The organism is Pedobacter aquae, from assembly GCF_008195825.1.
Lineage (GTDB): Bacteria > Bacteroidota > Bacteroidia > Sphingobacteriales > Sphingobacteriaceae > Pseudopedobacter > Pseudopedobacter aquae.
Genome location: NZ_CP043329.1, coordinates 1,344,712 through 1,365,167 on the forward strand (window position 1 = coordinate 1,344,712; position 20,456 = coordinate 1,365,167).

Here is a 20,456-nt window from a genome sequence, read left to right on the forward strand (position 1 = left end):
TAGAATTAACATAGCATATTTATTTTACATATAAAAGATTCAACAATGTCTCGTTTAAACCTTCTTGAAGAAACCCGCTTTGAAAAATTACCGGTTAGTGTATTTACAAACCAGCATGCTGCTTCTATAAATGTAGCACAAAGAATTGCAAATCTGATAAAAACAAAGCAAGAAAAAGGCGAAAAAGCTATCTTAGGATTGGCTACTGGCGCTACCCCTGTTGGTGTTTATGCAGAATTGATACGTATGCATAAAGAAGAAGGTTTATCTTTTAAAAACGTGGTTACCTTTAATCTGGATGAATATTACCCTATGAAACCAGATGCTGCACAAAGCTATGTTACTTTCATGAGCGAGCAGCTTTTTAACCATATAGACATTGAAAAAGAGAACATCCATATCCCTGACGGTACTTTGCCAGAAAGTGAAGTGGCAGATTTTTGCTTAAACTACGAGAAGAAAATAAGCTCTTACGGCGGTTTAGACCTTCAAATTTTAGGTATCGGTCGTACCGGGCATATCGGTTTTAACGAACCTGGTTCTGCACCAAACTCGGGCACTCGTTTAGTTACCCTAGATGATTTAACCAGAAGAGATGCTTCCAGAGATTTTGGTGGTAAAGAAAATGTTCCTACCAAAGCCATTACCATGGGTGTGGGCACCATATTCAAAGCCCGCGAAATCATTTTAATGGCATGGAACCAGAAAAAAGCGCCTATCATTAAAAAAGCGGTTGAAGGTGAAATCTCTGCCGAAGTACCTGCTACCTACCTACAATTATCAGATCAGGTAGAGTTTATTTTAGATAGCGATGCAGCATCAGAACTAACTCGTTTTGATACACCTTGGCTGGTAAGAGATTGTGTTTGGGATGCTAAAACCATTAAAAAAGCAGTTATTTGGCTAGCCAAAACGGTTAATAAACCTATCTTAAAGCTTACCGAAGAAGATTATAACAATAACGGTATGGCGCAACTGGCCACAGAAAAAGGTCCGGTTTATAACATCAATATCGATATATTTAACAAATTACAGCATACCATTACAGGCTGGCCTGGTGGTAAACCCAATGCAGATGATAGCCAAAGACCAGAAAGGGCAAATCCTGCTAAGAAAACTTCTATCATCTTCTCTCCGCATCCAGATGATGATGTAATCTCTATGGGTGGTACTTTCATCCGCCTAGCAGACCAAGGGCATGATGTACATGTCGCTTATCAAACATCAGGTAATACCGCAGTTTGGGATGATGATGCTTTGCGCTATTTAGAATTTGCTATTGATTTTGCTAAAGTACAAGGTAATGATGCTTCTACCTTAGAGCAAACTTACAAGGATGTAAGAAGCTTCTTAGAGAAGAAAAAACCTAATCAGCCCGATATTAAAGAGCTTTTAACTGTAAAAGGATTAATTAGAAAAGGTGAAGCTATTGCCGGTGCCCGATTTGCAGGTTTAAAAGATACTCATATCCACTTTATGGATTTACCTTTTTACGATAGATTTAAAGCCAGTAGCAAAGTAAGTTTTGAGGATGATATCATCCAAACTATGGAATTATTGAAGAAATATAAGCCACAACAAGTTTTTGCTGCTGGTGATTTTGCCGACCCTCATGGTACGCATAAAGTGTGTTTCAATATCATATTAACGGCTTTACAAAGGTTAAAACTTACCGAAGACTGGATAAAAGACTGCTGGCTATGGTTATACCGTGGTGCTTGGCATGAGTTTGAGATTCATGAAATACAAATGGCTGTTCCGCTTTCTCCGCAAGAGGTAAAAAGAAAACGTTTGGCTATATTTAAACACCAATCTCAAAAAGACTTACCTGTTTTCCCTGGAGATGACTCTAGAGAATTCTGGGTAAGAGCCGAGGAAAGAACCAGCGAAACTGCTAAAGCTTATGACCAATTAGGTTTGGCCGAATATGAAGCTATGGAAGCTTTTGTGAGATGGGAATATTAAACGAAATTAAATACTAAACAAATTATATGACCCAATCTTCATCTTATCAGCCAGCGCAAAAGTCTGGTTTGAACCCAATATTTATTATTGGGGCTTTATTTTTCATTTTTGGCTTTGTTACTTGGTTAAACTCGGTACTTATCCCCTATTTAAAAATAGCTTGCGAGCTTAACCATTTCCAGTCTTATTTAGTAGCTTTTGCTTTTTACATTGCTTATTTGGTGATGGCCCCGGTTTCTACCAAAGCTTTAAACGTATTTGGTTTTAAAAATGGGATGGCCGTTGGTTTAGTTATTATGGCTATTGGTGCTTTGTTATTTATCCCTGCCGCCATGACCAGAACTTACAACCTTTTTCTATTAGGTTTATTTGTGCAAGGTAGCGGCTTAGCAATTCTACAAACTGCATCTAACCCCTATATCACCATTTTAGGGCCTGCAGAGAGTGCTGCTAAGCGTATCAGCATCATGGGTATATGTAATAAACTTGCTGGTGCTGCTGCTCCTGCAATTTTAGGTTCTATCATTTTAAAAGACACTAAAAGTTTCGAAGAAAATTTAGCCAACTTAAGTGAAGTTGCTAAAGCTGCTCAGTTAGATGAATTGGCTGCTCGTGTAATCACGCCTTATCTAGCTATCATAGCTGTTTTGGTCATTCTTGCTTTTTTAATTTACCGTTCTAGCTTACCGGAAATAGATACCAATGCCGAGGATGAAAGTGTAGCCGCATCAAACTCTGGCAAAACTAGTGTATTACAGTTTCCGCATCTGGTACTGGGTGTTATTACTCTATTCTTGTACGTTGGTGTTGAAGTTATTGCAGGCGATACTATTATCAGTTATGGTTTAAGCCAAGGTATTGAACCTGATACGGCTACTTTCTTTACCACTTATACCTTAATAGCCATGGTAGTAGGTTATATTTTGGGTATTATCTGTATTCCTAAATATATTAAGCAAGAGAACGCGTTAAAACTTTGTGCTGTTTTAGGGATCGCTTTTGCGATGCTAGCTATCTTCTCTAGCGGTTATAATTCTGTTTTAGCTATTGCATTATTAGGTTTGGCAAATGCTTTAATGTGGCCAGCTATTTGGCCATTGGCTTTAAATGGCTTAGGTCGATTTACCAAAGCAGGCTCTTCCCTATTGGTGATGGGTATCGCAGGTGGTGCTGTAATCCCATTATTATATGGCGCTTTAGCGGATGCCTTTAATGCTCAACAAGCTTATTGGATTATGGTGCCTTGCTACTTATTCATCTGGTTTTATGCCGTAAAGGGAAGTAAGATTAGGTAGTTGGTTAGGTGGTTAGTTTGTTAGGTGGTTAGTTGGTTAGATGGTTAGGTGGTTAGTTGGTTAGTTGGTTAGGTGGTTAGGTGGTTAGTTGGTTAGATGGTTAGTTGGTTAGTTTGTTAGGTGGTTAGGTGGTTAGGTGGTTAGTTGGTTAGTTTGTTAGGTGGTTAGGGCCTAAAAGGTTTAAAGTACTTAAGGCTTCAAAACTTCATAGGTTGTTAGGATTTGACTAACCGTTTCTATAGATTTTAAAAGCGTCTCTTCTTTTTGTGATGAGGCGCTTTTTTTTTGATTTAAAACGTCGTTTTTATTAGAATTGAAATATCATCTCATCTTTTGTTCTTTTATAACGAGTGCTTAATTGAGGCAATGATTGTATCAATACTCATATTTTGCTAAGTATGCCGCTTGTGTCTCCCTCTGGAGGGAGAATTAAAGAGGGAGGATTTTTGAGTTGAATTAAAAAGTACAGAGTAGAAAGATTAAATACCATCTTGCGCTCGTTTGTAACGAGTTGCTTAATTGGGCTAACGATTATATCATTTTTGAATATTTCTTATCGCAGATATTTCAACTTAATTTTTGTTATACCTCCACCTACACTCCCTCCAAGAGATACTTTTCATATAGTCTAGGGACTAATCTATTTAAAGAAAATCAATCTCATACGCTTGCTAAATATGCCGCTTGTGTCTCCCTCTGGAGGGAGAATTAAAGAGGGAGGATTTTTGAGTTGAAGTAAAAAGTACAGAGTAGAAAGATTAAATACCATCTTGTGCTCGTTTGTAACGAGTGCATATTTTAGCTAACGATTATATCGTTTTTGATATTTTTAATCTTCTGAAAGCTTATAAAATTCAAAAACCACCCAGAACCGCAAACTCACAACTGTTAGATGCTAAAAGCAAAAGGCGGAAAGCTTAAAGCTTCAAAAAGAAAATTCAAAATTCAAAAACTAGCACCCCAAGAACTGAACCTAACAATCTAACCACCTAACAAACTAACTCAAAATCAATCAACTAAACTTGTCACCCTTCCTCCCCTGCCTTGGCTATCAAATGCTCTGAAAGATACATGCCCTTTATCAGCTAAAGGCCTTGTGTACACAGAGCTATTGGCTTGTGGTTGGCTTCCATCTGTAGTATATCTTATGGTGAAGCCTGGTAATTGGATATTCGCTTTTATGAGTCCGTTTTCTTTGATAACACCTACCGGAGGGATACGGTATTGGTAACCACCGTTAAGATAAGCTAAACGCGGTAATTCTCTTTTTCCTAGCAAGTTTACAAACCAGTTCCAATCTTGCTTATAAGTATTTTCTGCCAATACGCTATCCGTTGTAGAAGACCAAACAGGTTCTGCTGCCCAAGCTCTTTCTGCAAAACCCAGCAGTTTAGGTAATAACATATATTCTAATTGCTGTGGACCGCTAATCTTCTCAGACCAAATTTGGGCTTGCAAACCCACAATATTACTTTGTCCATAAGCGGTTAAACGTTCTTTATTTTTTAAGATAGATTTATCTAAAACATTGCCTTGTAAATCTTCTTTGGCACTTTTATAATAATCAAAAGGATTAAAATAGAAAGGCTTATCCACATCTACATAAGAACCCCAATATAAACCGGGCTCTTCTGCATCTTTTTCGTAAGCCAAATCAAAATAGAAATTGGTTACAGGTGCTAAAACAACTTTATAACCTGCATTGGCTAAACGGTAAGCCAAATCTTCTTGGCCCCAACCCCAAACGTTATTCCATACATAAGCATGAAAATTTTGAGAGGTAAAATCAGGATTTGCGATGTATTGGTTTTTACCATCTAGCTTGGTTTTACGCATGGCAACCTCTTCCCAGCCAGAAAGGTATAAGCCTTTTTGCTTTAAAATAGCATTGGCTTTCGCCAGATAATGGTACCATAAATCATCATATTCTCTGATGTTTTCTTTTTGCATCAGCTGAGCAATAGCAGATGATTTTTGCCAAACGCCAGCCGGAACTTCATCGCCACCTAAATGAATGGTTTTTAAAGGCGCATCAGCTTCTTGATACATAGCCAACACCTCATCTACCACTTTTTCTATAAAATTATAGGTGGATGGTAGGGCAACATTCATCACATTATCATGATAGCCTTGTACAGATTTATAAATAGATTGATCTAACGTATCTCTTAATAAATATCTTTTTGCTTCTTCCGGATTTCCTGCTTTCATGAAACGTTCATATCGGGCATCCATAGTTTTTATAGCTGCCCTAGCATGGCCAGGGGTTTCTATTTCTGGGATGATTTGGATATGCCTAGCTTTAGCATAGCGTAATATTTCAATAAAATCTGACTTGCTATAAAAACCGCTTCCCGGGAAAGCACTAGTATCTGACCCCGAGCCATAAGAGGGTTGTAAGTTTTGCTTATCATCTAAAGTATGACCTCTTTTAGCGCCCACTTGCGTAAGTTCTGGTAAAGCCGGAATTTCTAAGCGCCAACCTTCATCATCATTTAAATGGAAATGAAGGTTGTTTAGTTTATATAAGGCCATCAAATCTAAAACCTTTAATATTTGAGCTTTAGTTTGGAAATTACGGGCAACATCTAACATAAAAGAGCGGTAGGCAAACCTTGGCTCGTCTGTGATTTCTATAGCCGGGATAGTAATTTGCGTTTGCTGTGCTTTCCAAACCGATAAAGGCATCAGCATTTTTAAAGATTGTATAGCATAAAAAGCACCTGCTGTTTGCGTTGCCGCGATGATGATAGAATCGGGTTTAACCCTTAGCTGATAAGCTTCTTTAGCCAAATCGTTCACCTTTTTTAGGATGATGATAGGTGTTGAAGCATTGTTAGAAGGCATCAGTTTTTTACCTAAAAACTGAGTGATATCTGCTTGCAAAAGCTTAGCCTCATTGCTAAAAAAATCATCATAAACAAGGGCTGTTTTAGCATTTAAAATAAAATTACCCTGTAGCTTTATCGCACTTACCGGAGATGGTAAAATGATTTTGCTGTCTGATAATGTTTCATTTTTTATAGCTTCATTCTTCTGATAAATAAGTGCTGGAGAAAGCTTTAAACTTGCTTTTTCTTGCGCTGGCACAGCATTAACCCTAAAATTTTTAATGGGATATGCTTTTTGAGGTTCCTTATCAAAAACTAAATACAAGCCACTTGGCGCATCGGTATAGGTGAAAGACCTACCCTCTGCCACATAAGTGATAACAGCTTTTGATGCCGGGGCAAGTGCTTTAAAATTTACTGATGGAGTTAAACTGCCAAACTCGCCATTGATGGTTTGCAGCACCGCATTGGCACTTAAAACTTGAGTAACTTTTCTTGGGTAAGAAAAATATAGTTTCCAGCCATTTGCTGGTAAGCTTTGTTTGCTTTGGTTATGAATAGTGAAAGATGCTGTAAACTGGTTTTTACCTTCATAATGATTAGCTAATAAATTCCACGCTACGGCTATTTTATCAACAGCTATAGGTTGCGCCATCAAGTTAACACTAAACAGTAAGGTTAAGCAGCTTAAAAGTATTCTCTTCATCATCATTTTATTTTAGGTATTTGATTGTGTTTACAGCACTTTATTCAACGTCACTTTACGCTATGGCGTATATTTCCATAAATCGGTATTTTTTCTGAAATAGATATTTCCAGAAGCATCCATCGTTAATAAACTAGCCCCTTGGTCTAAAATGGTAACTTCTTTAGTTTTTGGATCGAGCTTAAAGAAATGATTGTTTCCCGTTCCATAAATCATCCCAGATGGATGAAAGGTTAAGAAAGCACTTCTCCAGATATGGCTTTTAAAAGGCGGAAAATCATACAATTTGTGGGTAGAAAGTACTACTCTTTGGGCTGCATCATAAATGAATAAGGTACCATCTGCAACACCCCAAATATAGCCATCTGGTCCTTTCATTAAACAAGTTATAGCCGTTGCACCCGCCACAGGTACTATTTGATGCGTTTTTTGGTTTTTATCTAAATCCCAAGAGAAAAGAACTGCTTCTTTGGTAGCTGGCGCAATACCCAAACCACCAGAAATGGTTGTACCTACCAAAACTTCTTTGCCTGTATATGCCAAACTAGAAATAGCTTGTTGCTTTACCGGTTCATCAAAAGCTTTTAATTCTTTGGTGTTTACATCAAGCGTGATTAAAGAACCACCTAGTTTACCGTATTCTGGTATCATCCCAAAAATCATTTGCTGGCGCTCTGGAATGCTTAAAACAGCAAAAGATCTACTTTGTCCTTCTATCTCGCCTAGTTTTTTAGGGTTACCGGCTTTTATATCCCAACTTTGTTTGGTATTAAACTCGTAAAATTTTCCTTTCGGATATATCCCAAAATAAATAGCGTTCCCTTGTGCTGCCATACCTTCAGTTTGGTCTAAACCGGGTAATTTAGTTTTTTGCCCGTTTACCGGATGATAAGTTGCATGTCCGCCAGCTAAATAACCACCCATCCAGATATTTCCATCGGGGCCATACATTAAAGCATTTATAGGAATAGGCTGTGCCGGAATTTCTAATTTAGTTTTCTCTGAAGCTTTATTTTTGAGATTGTATTTCACCAAATTAGCTCCAGAAGTTAATACATAAACATCATCATGAATTAATTTAATGGCATTAGCTGTACCAACATCGGTCAAAAGCTGTTTTGCTAAACCAGCAGATTTAGCAGCGTTAAAACTCATCAAAGAACCTTTAGTTGTATAAAAAGCAGCTTTCCCTTTCTTATCGGCAGCAACAGCTTTCATATCAATATCTTGTATTTCTTGCTCTACCTGCATGGTTTTAAGGTTATACACCAAAGTAGTGTTTCCTGTAGTAAGCAAAGCCATTAAACGGTCGGCACCATTTTTACCTGGCACAATTTCTAGGCTATATACAAACTCTCTATCTTGGTATTTCTTTGGTAAAAGCTCTTTCTTAGCTCCGTTAATCGGATTCAATTCTATCAGATGTGCATGAGAGCCAATACCAGCATATAAAAGTCCGGTTTTAGTGTGGTAAGCTAAGCTTCTTACATAGTTTTCGCCTGCTACTAAAGGGCCTTTGGCTACATCAGAAAAGCCATCTTTAGGATGATACCTAAACACCCTACAACCCGGATAGGTAGCACCAAAAACCTCCCCATCTTTACCTGCTGTAAGGTTCCATAAATAGGTTTCGCCTTTTAAAGCTGTACCTAAATCTTCTACTTCTTGTGTACCCGGTAGGTGTCTAAAAAGATTACCTCCTGCACCCGGAATATATAAATAGCCATCGCTGGCTTGTGCCATATCCCAAACACCATCCGATTCTGGAAGGGCTTTATCTAACACTAATTTTTTGCTTTTTACATCAAAAGCAAGTAAATGAGCTGGCTCTCCTCTAACTACGGTATACACTAAAGGATTACCTTGTTGGTCTTCTACAAAAATGCTTCCCTGTATCATAGAAGCAAATACTTGCGGACCTAAATTGCTAAACTTTCCTGTTTGTACTTGCGCAAAAACAGACAAAGAAATCCCTAACGCTATTACTAGCGTTAACATATTTTTAAGTTTCATCTTACTGATTGTTTTTTAAAAATTCGCTTACGAATGCATCATCGTTTAAATGTGGATAGGCTTTATAAACACGATCTATCTCTTCCATTTGTCCTTCAGAAAGTTCTTCTTTAGGGTTTAAGCACCATCTGCCTTCTAGCAAACCTTGTCTTCTTAAAACTTCATGTATACCCGGTATACAACCGTGGAAAGCATGAGATGGATCAAACAAAGCGGCGTTAACATCCGTAACTTCTATACCTTTTATCAAAAGCTCATGTGCTTTTTGGGCTGTAGGGTTTGCCCTATGTTCTTTAATCTCCTCAAGCAGATCTACAGCTTTCTTTGTCCAAACTGCCCAATGCCCTAACAAGCCGCCAATAAACTGCTTCTCGAATATTTTACCTTCAACCTCAAAGCGATAGCTGGTTAATAAATCGGCAACAATATTATCATCATTACCAGTATACATGGCTATTTTATCTCTTCTAGAGGAATAACTAACAGCTCTCATCACATCTAAAGTTTGGTAACGATTAAAAGATGCACATTTGATAGCTTCAACATTCTCAATCTCGGCAAACTGTAACCAAAAATCGTAGCTAAATATTCTACCACCTACAGATGGTTGTAAGTAAAAACCAAAAACAGGCATCACAGCAGCAACGGCTCTTACACGGTCTAAAATTTGTTCCTCAGACCAAGTTTGTAAGCCTCCCATACTTAACAAACCAATATCATAACCGTATTTTAAAGCTATTTCTGCTTCTTTAACAGCTTGTGCAGTTGGCCCACAAATACCTGCCACTTTAATAAACGGGCGGTCTAAATTGGCTTTGGCAACTTCTTCAGAAGCCCATCTTAAAACGGTTTCAAAAAGATTTACTTCCGGGTCTCTAATTTCAAACTGGGTAGAGTGAACTCCAACAGCAATACCGCCAGCACCACTGGCCATGTAATATCTGCTTAACTGTCTTTGTTTATCCTCATTTATTGTTCTATCGGCATTTAATGATAATGGATGCGCTGGTATAACCGTTCCAAAATGTAAATGTCTTTTTAGTTCTTCTGATAATACTTTCATTAGAATTTACCTCCTCTTTCTTGAAAATGTGTTGCTTTACCAAATTCATCGCCACCCTGTTGTAACCAAGTAGCAGTGATGTCTATAATTTCTCTTACCGTAACTTTAGGATAACCAAATAATTTATGGCATTCTGATGCATTATTTAACAATGCGGTACCTTCTGCTTGGTAGATAAACTTAGGTTCGATACCGAAAATCTTCCCGAATTGGTTTGCTATCCATTTGATGGATAAGGTTTCTGGCCCGGTAACGTTTAACATTTTTGCGGGTGCTTCGCAATGCAATAAAGAGCGTAAAGCAATCTCATTGGCATCGCCTTGCCAAATAACGTTTACATTTTCTGTACGTAAATCAATCTCTCTGCCTTCGAGAACAGATTTAGCAAGTTCCATCATCACGCCATAGCGAAAATCTACCGCGTAGTTTAAGCGGTAAATAAGTGTAGGAGTTTGATTTTTTTGGGAGAAATACTCGAAAATACGTTCTCTACCCAAACAAGATTGTGCATACTCGCCAATAGGCTCTGGCGTAGTTTCTTCTGATACACCGCCCGATGTTACTGGCACAAAAGGCAAAACATTGCCTGATGAAAATGCTACGATATTTGAGTTTTTATATTTTTCTGCTACCCTACCTGGTAAATAAGCATTCATGGCCCAAGTAAAACCTTCTTTACCCGTTGTACCAAATTTATTTCCGGCTAGGTAAATCACATTTTTAGCATCAGGAAGTGCTTGCAATTCTGCATCATTTAATAAATCACAAGAAATGGTTTCAATACCTACCGCTTCTAATGCTGCTTTAGCTTTAGCATCAGAAAACCTTGAAACACCAATAATTCTTTTGTTTACACCTGCGGCTTTGGCTGCTGCAACAGCTAATTTGCCCATACTTGGACCCATTTTACCACCAATACCTAAAAGAATAATATCTCCTTCTATTTTAGCCATATCAGCAATTAATGCTGCCGATGGTGCTAATAATTCGGATTCTAATTTTTCTAAATCTTTCATTCGTTTCTTGCTTAATCTTCTATAATTATTTAATAAATAACTCGTAAAAATTCCAAACAGCTAAGGAGCTTAATAAGATGAGTCCTATTGCTCCACCAATTCTGGCGAAACTGCTGTTTACATACTTGCCCATCATTTTCTTATCATTAGCGATAGAAAACATGGCTATACCTATAATGGGAACTAAAAAGATGGTGACACTTTGTGCGAAAATGATGAGCTCTAAAGGCAATTTCCCGAAGATGAGAGAAATGCTTGCTCCGCAAACCATAACTAGCGCTATTAATAACCTTACAGCTTTAGAACTTAGTTTACTGCCATAACCCAAAGAGTCTCCAAGTAAACTTCCTCCAACGGTTGCGTTACCTACCAATGATGAGAAAGAAGCTCCAAATAAACCTGCTAGAAATAAATCGGCGGCGTAAGTACCAAATAAAGGCTCTAAAGCTTTAGACATTTCTGATGCCGAGTTTACCTTTATACCTTGCGGATGTAATACAGCGGCAGCGCAAATGATAACCACCGCACTCATGATACCTAAAATATAAATACCTGTTGCACTTTTATTCTTCTGAGGCTCGGTACCAGGTTTTCTGCTTTCTTGTATCAAATAAGCCTGATAAAAAGCACCTACAATAGAAAAACAAGAAGCCATAAAAGCGATTAATAAACCTGTAGAGCCCGCTGGAAAACTTGGAACAAAGCCACTTGCAATACCGCTTAATGAGGGTTTACTTAAAAACAAAGTTGTTAAGAAAGATACCAGCATTAAACCCACCAAAGCAATCATTAAGCGCTCAAGCGTTTTATAGAAACTTCTAAAAAACAATAAGGCAATTCCTAAAATATTGAAGACTAATACCCATATCCAAGGCTTGGTACCGCTAGCTTCTGCTATGGCAATACCTACGCCAATAGAGTTACCCGCTTGGAAAGAGGTGGTGACTAAAAAAACGCCAAAACCTATAATGATACCTGCTTTATTACCCCATTTAACTTTAATTTGAGACAGCAAACTATCTGAACTACTAAGCCCTATACGAGCCCCCATATTGGTAAAAATGAACATGAAGAATATCGCTACCACAACTATCCAAAGGGTTGCGTAACCGTACTCGGCACCTAGTTTAGAAGTGATAGTCATTTTACTTGGGCCAAAAACTAAAGCTGCGGTAATGATACCAGGCCCTAAGCCTTTTAATATTTTTATCAGCTTATTTCGCTGATTTTTCTCTTCCATACTAGCGATTTTGTTTAATTTCTTTTTCGGTTACTTTAGCTGCTTGATTTCCCCAACTTTGTCTAATATAATTCATAACAGCCGCTAATTCATCATCTTTTAAAAAAGCGAAGCCTGGCATTTTTTGTGGATTTTCTGCTCTGTTTATACCTTTTAAAAGAGCTTTAACTAGGTTAGATGAAGAACCATTAACCAAATTAGAGCCCGCTAAAGCCGGAAAAATCCCCTTCACTCCTTTTCCGTCTGCTTGATGGCAAGAAACACAATAATTTTGATAAAGCTGTGCTGCATCAATCGCTTTATCTTTGGTATCTGCTAGCGCTGATACTTTTGAACCTAACAATGGCTTTTTCAAAGCTTTATCCGTTAAACTAATTTTCAAGATTTTATCATCGCCAGCTAAAGGAAAACCAACCTGTGGTTTCCAATCTTTATTACTTGTAGAGATATAAACAGCGCCATCGGCATCTACACAAACATCGCGTAAGCGACCATAATGGTTGTCGAAAAATATCTCTTCGGAAGTGATGGCTTTGCCTTCCTCATCAAGTTTTAAAACCCTTAAACTTTTTGCCTTTAAGGTGCTAAGTAACAAACTGTTTTTCCACTCGGCTATGGCCGAAGAACCATAATAAGTAATACCTGAGGGGGCAATTACAGGTGTCCATGATTTAACTGGCTCTTTGGTATGATTTGCTTTAGCAAAAGCGATTTCTTGTGGTAAATTATGTAAGCCCTCAATAGCTGGCCAACCATAATTGCGGTCCTTTTCAATTAAATTAACTTCATCTTCAATAGCATCGCCATGTTCTGAAGTAAAAATATAACCTTTATCTGTAACGGTTAAGCCTTGCATATTTCTAAAACCTCTGGCCCATACATAGCTTTTAGGGTTTGGATTATCTGATGGGATGCCACCATCAGCGTTTAAGCGTAAAATTTTTCCGTTTAGAAAGTTTACATCTTGAGATTCATCGCCGTTATAAGCATCTCCGGTAGCCCATAGCAATTTACCATTATTAGAAAAAGCCAACCTACCACCATTATGTGCCGTAAAACCTTTAATTTTCAATAATTCTTTCGGAGATATTAAAGTATCTCCTTTAAGGGTATACCTCACCAAATGATTATAAATTAAAGAATCTGTTTTGGTAGTATAATGCACATATACATATGGGTTTTGTTTAAAATCAGGATGAACCGTTAAGCTTAATAAGCCTGCTGTTCTTTTATGCCAAACTTCTGGTATTACTAATATTTTTCTTTGCTGATTTGTCTCTAAATTGATAACCGATACCGCCCCATATTGCTCTGTAAAGAAAAGATTTCTATCATTAGAAACAACCATATCCCATGGCACTTGAAGACTATCACTTAAAACTTCTACTTTAAGTAAGCTTTTATCAAGCTGCACATAATCAATAGTTTGTAAATCGTTCTTTTTATCTGAACAAGCAATCAGTAAAATAGCTAAAACTGAAATAAAGCTTAATCTTACAATTGTAATTGGTGTAGGTATAATTGGCATAACCTATCTTTGGATTTAGTATTTAATAGTTTAAAGTTATTAAATATTTTAAAAAGTAAAATATATTTTTAATATATTTTTTATCAAAGCTAATATAACACCTTATCTATTTATCTTTTTTATGCGTATAGGCTTTGCAAAATCTGTTGTAATTATAGTTGGTAATTGATAAACATTACCCTTGATATCAGCAAAATACAATCTAGAAACAGACTTTTGCCTTCCATGCCCATCGGCCCAAAAGGCATAAAAATCTGGATGAACATTTACCGGTCTTCTGGCATAAGAATGATTGTACATACTACCAGCGGTTAAAGCTTTACTTTTCCAGGTTTTACCTTGATTTTTGCTTGTCCAAAGCACCATTTCACCGCCAGTATTGTAAGGTTGCGGACCTGTTGTTGTTGGGCCAATTACTCGCCACACACCTTTTTCATCTATATATAAAGAACCCATATCATAATTATTCCCTGATGTAGTTATAGGATAGATTTCCCAATCAGTACCAGTAAATCTGGCTGTATGCCAAATACGCGGACCTTGTTCTGGCCCTGCTTCATAACCCTTACTGGTGAGGTACAAAATTACTGGATTTCCGCTTTGGTCATAAGCTAAATCGTTGATATAAACATTTAAACCATCGCTATAATAATCTTTTACAAGTGCTTGGTTTTGAATATCTTTAAGAGGGACATTTAAAGTTTCTCCTTTAGCATTCTGCCAGCTTTTACCAAAATCAGAAGTTTGTATATAGTAAAGATTACTTCTATAATTGAGTCCGTTTTCGCCCACTTTAATAGGATGAAAATTAAAACTTGTACCAACTGTATTCTTAAAACTTCCGCTAGTTTGGTAATGACCTTCTTCTATAGTACCTATATCTTTCCAATCAGAATAGTTAACGCCGTTTTGGCTTGTCATGAAACTGATGGTTCTTCTTGGTTTAGAGGGTTGCCCCGGAATAACCTTTCTATCGTAATGGGTAAATAAATTGATAAAGCCATTATCTGGCTGATACCAAGTTTGTAGATAAGAGAAGTTGTTCATGGCTACTACTTCGCCATTAACTAGCTTAGTAGCTTTAATTTCTTCAAACTCATTAATATCGTAAGGCTTTTTACTTTTATGGATATAAGAAGGACTATTGGTACCATGCGCTGTAGAAAAAAGCCAGATATAGCCTTCTTTATCAATATTCATCACCGGGTTATCATGCGCATTATCAGTTTTCTTATCTAAAACCACTGTTGGTTTTGGAACCATACCTGTTTGATGGTCAAAATAAGAAACCGTATGAAGTAAGGTTTTCCCTGAAGCATCGCTCCCGCCATAACAAAAGAAAGTTTTATTAACCTCTTTTACATAAATAGAAAATGGATAATGATTGGCAGGATAAGTTCCTAAGCCGCCGCTGTATTTATATACATATTCATCATTAGAAGGTTGGTTGCTATACCAAATGCCTCTATAACCATTGTCTTTTTGGTTTAATGTTAAAGGATTTTCTTGAGCTATAGCTAAAGTGTTAAAACTTATAAATAATAAAAGACATAAATTCTTCATGGAAAAGCAGTCTGAAGGAAAAGAAAAAGGGCTAAAAGCATAAAGAAATAATTAACACCAGAAATACTATCCAATTATAGCCAGTGAAATCTCTATGTTTTAGCCCTTATATAAATTAATTATAGCCCGGGTTTTGGGTTATTTTAGCTTTGTTAATATCTATTTGCGTTTGCGGTATAGGGAATAAAGCTTCATGCACTTCCATTCCTTTAGAACTTAATAAAGTTAAAGCTCTATCTGTTCTTACCAAATCAAACCAACGGTGACCTTCAAAAGCTAGCTCCACAAATCTTTCTTGTTCTATAGCTAATCTGAAAGCTGCTTGGTCTGCCACTCTTAAAGCTAAATTAGCATTATTGCTGGTTTTAATAGGTAAACCAGCTCTAGTTCTAATCTGATTTAAGTAAGTAAATGCAGGTCCGTCAGCAACATAACCTAGCTCATTTAAAGCTTCTGCGTACATCAAAAGAACATCAGCATACCTCAAAACAATCCAGTTATTATCACCATCTATATTAGCCGCTGGTGTACCAGAATATTTCACGATGTAATTATGAGTAACCGTGTTTCCGGATAAAACATAGCTGGTACGCATAGAAACTGCTTTTCTTGCATCATTAGCTTCATAAGCATTGTTCATTTCTGCTGTAGGGATATTTTGTCCTAGAGGGTTACCCACCGTTACAACTGCCGTACCAGAACCAATAGGTGCAAATTGGTTGGTAAAAGGACTGCCTTCTCCGTTAGAAGCTCTTTTAAACTGAACTTCAAAAATAGACTCGCGGCTATTCTCATTTGCAATACCAAATACGCTTGCATAAGACGGTAGTATCTGATATTTAGTTTGTGCTTGTGCATCAATAACTTGTTTAAGCTTTTGAGCGGCTAAATCCCATCTTTTTGTGTTAAGTAAACTTTGCCTAATAAAGACATAGCAGCACCTTTTGTTGCTCTGCCAATATCTCCACCTGTATATTCAAAAGGTAAAGCTGCTTCAGCATCTGTTAAATCTGTTATGATTTGATTGTAAACGTTTTCTACAGACTCTCTACCATAATCATAACCTTCTTGCGGGTTAACAATAACTTTGGTTACCAATGGAACAGCACCATATACCCTTACCAAATTAAAATACATCAAAGCTCTTAAAAATTTAGCTTCAGCAGTGTATCTGGCTTTTAAAGTTTCATCCATGGTTACAGGCTGTATCTTCTCAATCACAATATTGGTATTTTGTATAGCTTGATAGTGGCCAGCCCATGTGGTGCTACTGATAGAGGTTGTAGGTAAGTTTACAAACTTGTCTACCGCGTCTAAATCTGCACCAGCGTTTACATTTGTAATTTCTGTATTATCAGAACGTAAATCGCCAATGATATGCATAGAAGAATAGTATAAACCAGCATACTGCAAACCTCCATAAGCTGCTGTAAGCGCATTTTTCATGTCGTCTCCAGTCTTATAAAAGTTGTTAGCATTTTGCTGAGCTACTGGTGCTAATTCTAAAAAATCTTTTTTGCAACTACTTGCAGTAAGTAATACAATTACGCCTGCAGTGAATAATGTTTTAATATTTCTCATGTCTATAACTGTATTAGAATCCAAAATTTAATCCAAACATAAAGGTGCGGGCTAAAGGATAACCTCCAGAATCAACACCTGGTACTAAAGGATTAGCACCTTCAAAACTTACCTCTGGGTTATAGCCTTCGTATTTGGTGAAAGTATAAGCGTTTTGGATGGTAAAGCTTAATCTGGCATTAGCAACTTTTAAGGCTTTAAGAGCCGATGCTGGCAAGTTATATCCTAAAGTGATATTTCTGATTCTTAGGAAAGAACCATCTTCTACAAACTGAGAAGTAACGTTATTGATCACAGATGCAACACCTAGCGCACCAAAATTACGATCAATTTGTGGGCTTACGCCATCTCCGCGATCGGTTTCTGATTTCCAACCGTTTGAAGTACTTTTTAACACATTGTAAGAACCAGCGTAGTTACCATAAAATCTTCTAGCTGCATTTAAAACTTCAAAACCTTGTACACCTTGTAAGGTGAAAGCAAAATCGAAGTTTTTATAAGCAAAGCTATTGGTCATACCGTAAGTAAAATCCGGAAACGGGCTACCTAATCTTGTTCTGTCATCAGCAGTGATTTCACCATCGCCATTTACATCGGCAAATTTTAACTGACCAGGTTTAGATAGCTTCACATTAGCTGCATTTTCTACAGCAGGACTGTTAGCTACATCATCAGCATTTTGGTAAATGCCGATAACTTTATAACCAAAGAAAGAACCTGGCTCGGCACCAATTTGTGTAATATGGGTATTACCAGCTGCAAAAGTAGTTTGTCTGTTTAAAATAGCAGAACCATCAGGACCTAAAGCAATTACTTTAATATTATTGGTAGAGAAGTTAAAATCGGTAGTCCATTTAAATTCTTTAACCATATTACGGCTAACCACAGTAAACTCAAAACCTTTATTATTAATCTCGCCAATGTTACGTAAAGCGGTAGAATAGCCTGTTAAAGTAGGTACAGGTACGTTTAACAATAAGTCTGAAGTTGTCTTGTTATAATAATCAAAAGACATAGAGAAACGATTTTGTAATAAACCAAACTCTAAACCAGCATCAAACTGTTTGTTTCTCTCCCAACCTAAAAGACTGTTGGCAATAGTAGTTTGTCTGATACCGTTATTTACAATACCGCCACTTGGGCCAAAAATATAGTTTTCTATACCTGTTAAACCTATAGAACCATAATTGGTAATGAAGTTATTTCCTGTTAAACCATAACTGGCTCTAATTTTTAACTCGCTTAACCAATTTACATCTTTCAAGAAATCTTCTTCAGAAACTCTCCATCCTAAAGATACAGAAGGGAAAGTTCCCCATTTATTATCGCCACCAAAACGCGATGAACCGTCTTGTCTGAAAGTTGCTGTTAATAAATATTTATCATTATAGCTGTAATTTAAACGAGCTATATAAGACAATAATGACCATTCTTGAGGACCAGATGCTGCTCCTACAGTTACTAAACCAGCTGCATTGATAGTTCTTACAGCATCACTAGCATAATTGCTTCCGCTTAAACTCGTTAAATCTGTTCTTTCCTTTTGGATGGTATAACCAGCTAATACATCAAAAGCGTGTTTATCAAATGTTTTCTTATAATTTAAAGTAAATTCTGATAACCAGTTTCTACTATTAGACTCATCATAAGAACCTACCGGAAGTTTAGTTGCATTGGTGTTGTTAGGGTTAATGATAGAAGGATTAAATACATCCTGATCAAAATTTCTAAAATCTGCACCTACTAAAGTTTTAAAATTTAAGTCTTTAGCTAAGTTAACATCAACAAAAGCAGTACCTAGTAATCTTAAGGTATTTTGTTGTTGGAAATATTCTTTAGCAATTTTTACAGGGTTATCAACCTCACTAGTTCCTACACCTTGCCCAGTAATTTGGGTGTAATTTCCGTTTGCATCATAAGGTTTAAGGTGTGGCGCAGCTGTTAAAGCCGATTGGATGATACCACCACCTTGCCAGTTTCCTTCTGCTAAAGTTTGGTTAGAGAAAGTAAATGATGGCGTTAAGTTTGCCCCTACTTTTACTCTTTTATTTAATTGAGATTCTACATTAGCTCTAAATGAATAGCGCTTCAAATCTGAACCTATGATGATACCGTCTTGTGTTAAATAACCTCCAGAAACAAAGAATTTAGTTTTATCATTACCTCCAGAGAAATTTAACTGATAATTGCTCATGGGTGCAGTTCTGAAAATCTCGTTCTGCCAGTTAGTACCTTCGCCTAAAGACTCTGGATCAGAAAATACAGCTGGTAATAAGTACATCACGTTATTTAAACGGGCAGAGTTAGGATCTGACGCAGAACGACCAGGACCTGAATTCACCCAAGCATTATTTCTAGCTTCATTGATAAAATAAGCGTATTCTTTAGCATTTAAAACATCTAAAGTTTTTTCTACTTGTTGTAAACCAGTATTTAAACTAAAATCAATCTTAGAAACGCCACTTTTACCAGATTTTGTAGTGATGATCACCACACCATTAGAACCTCTAGAACCATAAATAGCTGTTGCTGATGCATCCTTTAAAACCTGAATATTATCAATATCCGCCGGGTTAATGGTATTTAAAGGATTATTTCTTTGGTTATAATCATTAGTAACCGGGAAACCATCTACTACATATAAAGGCTCGTTTCCTGCACTTAAAGAACCAGCACCTCTAATTCTTACTGTAGAACCACCACCCGGTGCACCTGTTGCTTGCGTAACTTGTACACCCGCCATTTGTGCCGCCATAGCATTGTCTAAACTTACTACAGGTTGGTCTTTAATTCTCTGTGCATTTATAGAACTGATAGAACCCGTAACATCTTTACGTTGTTGGGTTCCATAACCTACTACCACAACGGTATTTAAATTTTGGCTATCTTCTACCAAGCTTACGCTGATGTTATTTTTACCAGCTACTGCAATTTCTTGTACCACAAAACCTGTATAGGTTATCACAATAACCGCATTATCTGCCAAGCCATTTAAACTAAAATTACCGTTTACATCAGTTTGGGTAACTTTATCAGAACCTTTAACTTTTATGGTAGCACCTGGTAAAGGCTGACCAGATTTATCTGTAACCTTTCCTTTTAAATCAACCGGTAATTTAGGTTGAGGCTTAATTTCAATTTTATTAACTACTATAGTTTTATTATCAATAGAATAGCTAAAAGGTTGTCCTTTAAAACTCTCTTGTAAAGCTTTTTCAAGACTTGCTCCTTTTAAATTTAAGGTAACAGGCTTAGCATTTACCAACTCGTTATATTTATAAAAAAGAAATAGCCACTTTGCTCACCAATGGTAGTAAGTGCTTTTTCTAAAGAAATATTTTTGCCTGTAATACTTATGCTTTGCGAAAAACTTTTTGCGCTAAGCTGTAAACATCCAAGGGTTAATAAGATGACCGTCAGTTTCATAATACGAAACGTTTTCGAAGGGAATAATCCGGATACCTTCCGGATTTTACCGTAAACATTTAATTGCATACTTTTGTAAAGTTTGGGTTAATAGATTAAGTTCCTTCCACAGAATTTTTTAAGGGTTAATCCAAACCGGAATAGCTTTTTATAAAGCTTCCTTAAGACCGGTTGTGTTGGTAGCACATCCGGTTTTTTTGTTGGATTAGATATACAGTACTTATGTCTT

13 protein-coding genes are annotated in these 20,456 nt (G+C 36.9%); 2 read left to right on the forward strand and 11 right to left on the reverse strand.

The annotated features are described in order from the left end of the window. Window positions 1-45: 45 nt before the first annotated feature. Both nagB and FYC62_RS05975 read left to right on the forward strand, forming a co-directional pair. Window positions 46-1,965, forward strand: a complete 1,920-nt coding sequence (gene nagB / locus FYC62_RS05970) for a glucosamine-6-phosphate deaminase (RefSeq protein WP_149074297.1) — start codon at window positions 46-48, stop codon at window positions 1,963-1,965. 26 nt (window positions 1,966-1,991) lie between these two features. Continuing rightward, complete coding sequence (locus FYC62_RS05975; protein ID WP_149074298.1) at window positions 1,992-3,260, forward strand: sugar MFS transporter; 1,269 nt, start codon at window positions 1,992-1,994, stop codon at window positions 3,258-3,260. A gap of 1,008 nt (window positions 3,261-4,268) precedes the next feature. Here the strand turns inward: FYC62_RS05975 and FYC62_RS05980 are convergent. From FYC62_RS05980 to FYC62_RS17075, 11 genes are all read right to left on the reverse strand, one after another. After that, on the reverse strand, window positions 4,269-6,800 hold the full coding sequence (locus tag FYC62_RS05980) for a family 20 glycosylhydrolase (protein WP_240534824.1): 2,532 nt from the start codon (window positions 6,798-6,800) through the stop codon (window positions 4,269-4,271). A gap of 57 nt (window positions 6,801-6,857) precedes the next feature. After that, window positions 6,858-8,810 carry a hypothetical protein gene (locus FYC62_RS05985; protein ID WP_205943802.1) on the reverse strand — a complete coding sequence of 651 codons (1,953 nt, stop codon included), beginning with the start codon at window positions 8,808-8,810 and terminating at the stop codon, window positions 6,858-6,860. Between the two features lies 1 nt (window position 8,811). Continuing rightward, window positions 8,812-9,873, reverse strand: a complete 1,062-nt coding sequence (locus tag FYC62_RS05990; protein ID WP_149074299.1) for a dihydrodipicolinate synthase family protein — start codon at window positions 9,871-9,873, stop codon at window positions 8,812-8,814. Next, entirely contained in the window at window positions 9,873-10,889 is a 1,017-nt protein-coding gene (locus FYC62_RS05995; RefSeq protein WP_149074300.1) for an NAD-dependent epimerase/dehydratase family protein, read from the reverse strand. The genes FYC62_RS05990 and FYC62_RS05995 overlap by 1 nt, the downstream gene beginning before the upstream one ends. Window positions 10,890-10,914: 25 nt before the next feature. Beyond that, complete coding sequence (locus FYC62_RS06000) at window positions 10,915-12,129, reverse strand: Nramp family divalent metal transporter (RefSeq protein ID WP_149074301.1); 1,215 nt, start codon at window positions 12,127-12,129, stop codon at window positions 10,915-10,917. Between the two features lies 1 nt (window position 12,130). Then, the gene (locus tag FYC62_RS06005) at window positions 12,131-13,657 is read right to left on the reverse strand and encodes a PQQ-dependent sugar dehydrogenase (protein WP_149074302.1); all 1,527 of its coding nucleotides are present in this window, start codon (window positions 13,655-13,657) and stop codon (window positions 12,131-12,133) included. A gap of 102 nt (window positions 13,658-13,759) precedes the next feature. Further along, window positions 13,760-15,220 (reverse strand): BNR-4 repeat-containing protein, encoded by a 1,461-nt coding sequence (locus FYC62_RS06010; protein ID WP_149074303.1) that lies wholly within the window; start codon window positions 15,218-15,220, stop codon window positions 13,760-13,762. Window positions 15,221-15,335: 115 nt separating this feature from the next. Then, window positions 15,336-15,899 (reverse strand): RagB/SusD family nutrient uptake outer membrane protein, encoded by a 564-nt coding sequence (locus tag FYC62_RS17265; RefSeq protein WP_205943803.1) that lies wholly within the window; start codon window positions 15,897-15,899, stop codon window positions 15,336-15,338. A 206-nt stretch (window positions 15,900-16,105) separates the two neighbouring features. Further along, a complete protein-coding gene (locus FYC62_RS17270) occupies window positions 16,106-16,801 on the reverse strand; it encodes a RagB/SusD family nutrient uptake outer membrane protein (RefSeq protein WP_205943804.1) in 696 nt (231 codons plus the stop codon). 13 nt (window positions 16,802-16,814) lie between these two features. Continuing rightward, window positions 16,815-20,066, reverse strand: coding sequence for a TonB-dependent receptor (locus FYC62_RS06020; RefSeq protein ID WP_149074304.1), 3,252 nt, complete (start codon window positions 20,064-20,066; stop codon window positions 16,815-16,817). Next, complete coding sequence (locus FYC62_RS17075; RefSeq protein WP_168199398.1) at window positions 20,060-20,296, reverse strand: hypothetical protein; 237 nt, start codon at window positions 20,294-20,296, stop codon at window positions 20,060-20,062. Before FYC62_RS17075 ends, FYC62_RS06020 begins: the two co-directional genes overlap by 7 nt. Between the last annotated feature and the right edge of the window lie 160 nt (window positions 20,297-20,456).

Coding starts and splice junctions, on each gene's coding strand:
- FYC62_RS17075 (WP_168199398.1), bottom strand. CDS start 20,296: ATGCAATTAAATGTTTACGGTAAAATCCGGAAGGTATCCGGATTATTC.
- FYC62_RS06010 (WP_149074303.1), bottom strand. CDS start 15,220: ATGAAGAATTTATGTCTTTTATTATTTATAAGTTTTAACACTTTAGCT.
- FYC62_RS17270 (WP_205943804.1), bottom strand. CDS start 16,801: ATGAGAAATATTAAAACATTATTCACTGCAGGCGTAATTGTATTACTT.
- nagB (WP_149074297.1), top strand. CDS start 46: ATGTCTCGTTTAAACCTTCTTGAAGAAACCCGCTTTGAAAAATTACCG.
- FYC62_RS05990 (WP_149074299.1), bottom strand. CDS start 9,873: ATGAAAGTATTATCAGAAGAACTAAAAAGACATTTACATTTTGGAACG.
- FYC62_RS05995 (WP_149074300.1), bottom strand. CDS start 10,889: ATGAAAGATTTAGAAAAATTAGAATCCGAATTATTAGCACCATCGGCA.
- FYC62_RS06005 (WP_149074302.1), bottom strand. CDS start 13,657: ATGCCAATTATACCTACACCAATTACAATTGTAAGATTAAGCTTTATT.
- FYC62_RS05975 (WP_149074298.1), top strand. CDS start 1,992: ATGACCCAATCTTCATCTTATCAGCCAGCGCAAAAGTCTGGTTTGAAC.
- FYC62_RS06000 (WP_149074301.1), bottom strand. CDS start 12,129: ATGGAAGAGAAAAATCAGCGAAATAAGCTGATAAAAATATTAAAAGGC.
- FYC62_RS05980 (WP_240534824.1), bottom strand. CDS start 6,800: ATGATGAAGAGAATACTTTTAAGCTGCTTAACCTTACTGTTTAGTGTT.
- FYC62_RS05985 (WP_205943802.1), bottom strand. CDS start 8,810: ATGAAACTTAAAAATATGTTAACGCTAGTAATAGCGTTAGGGATTTCT.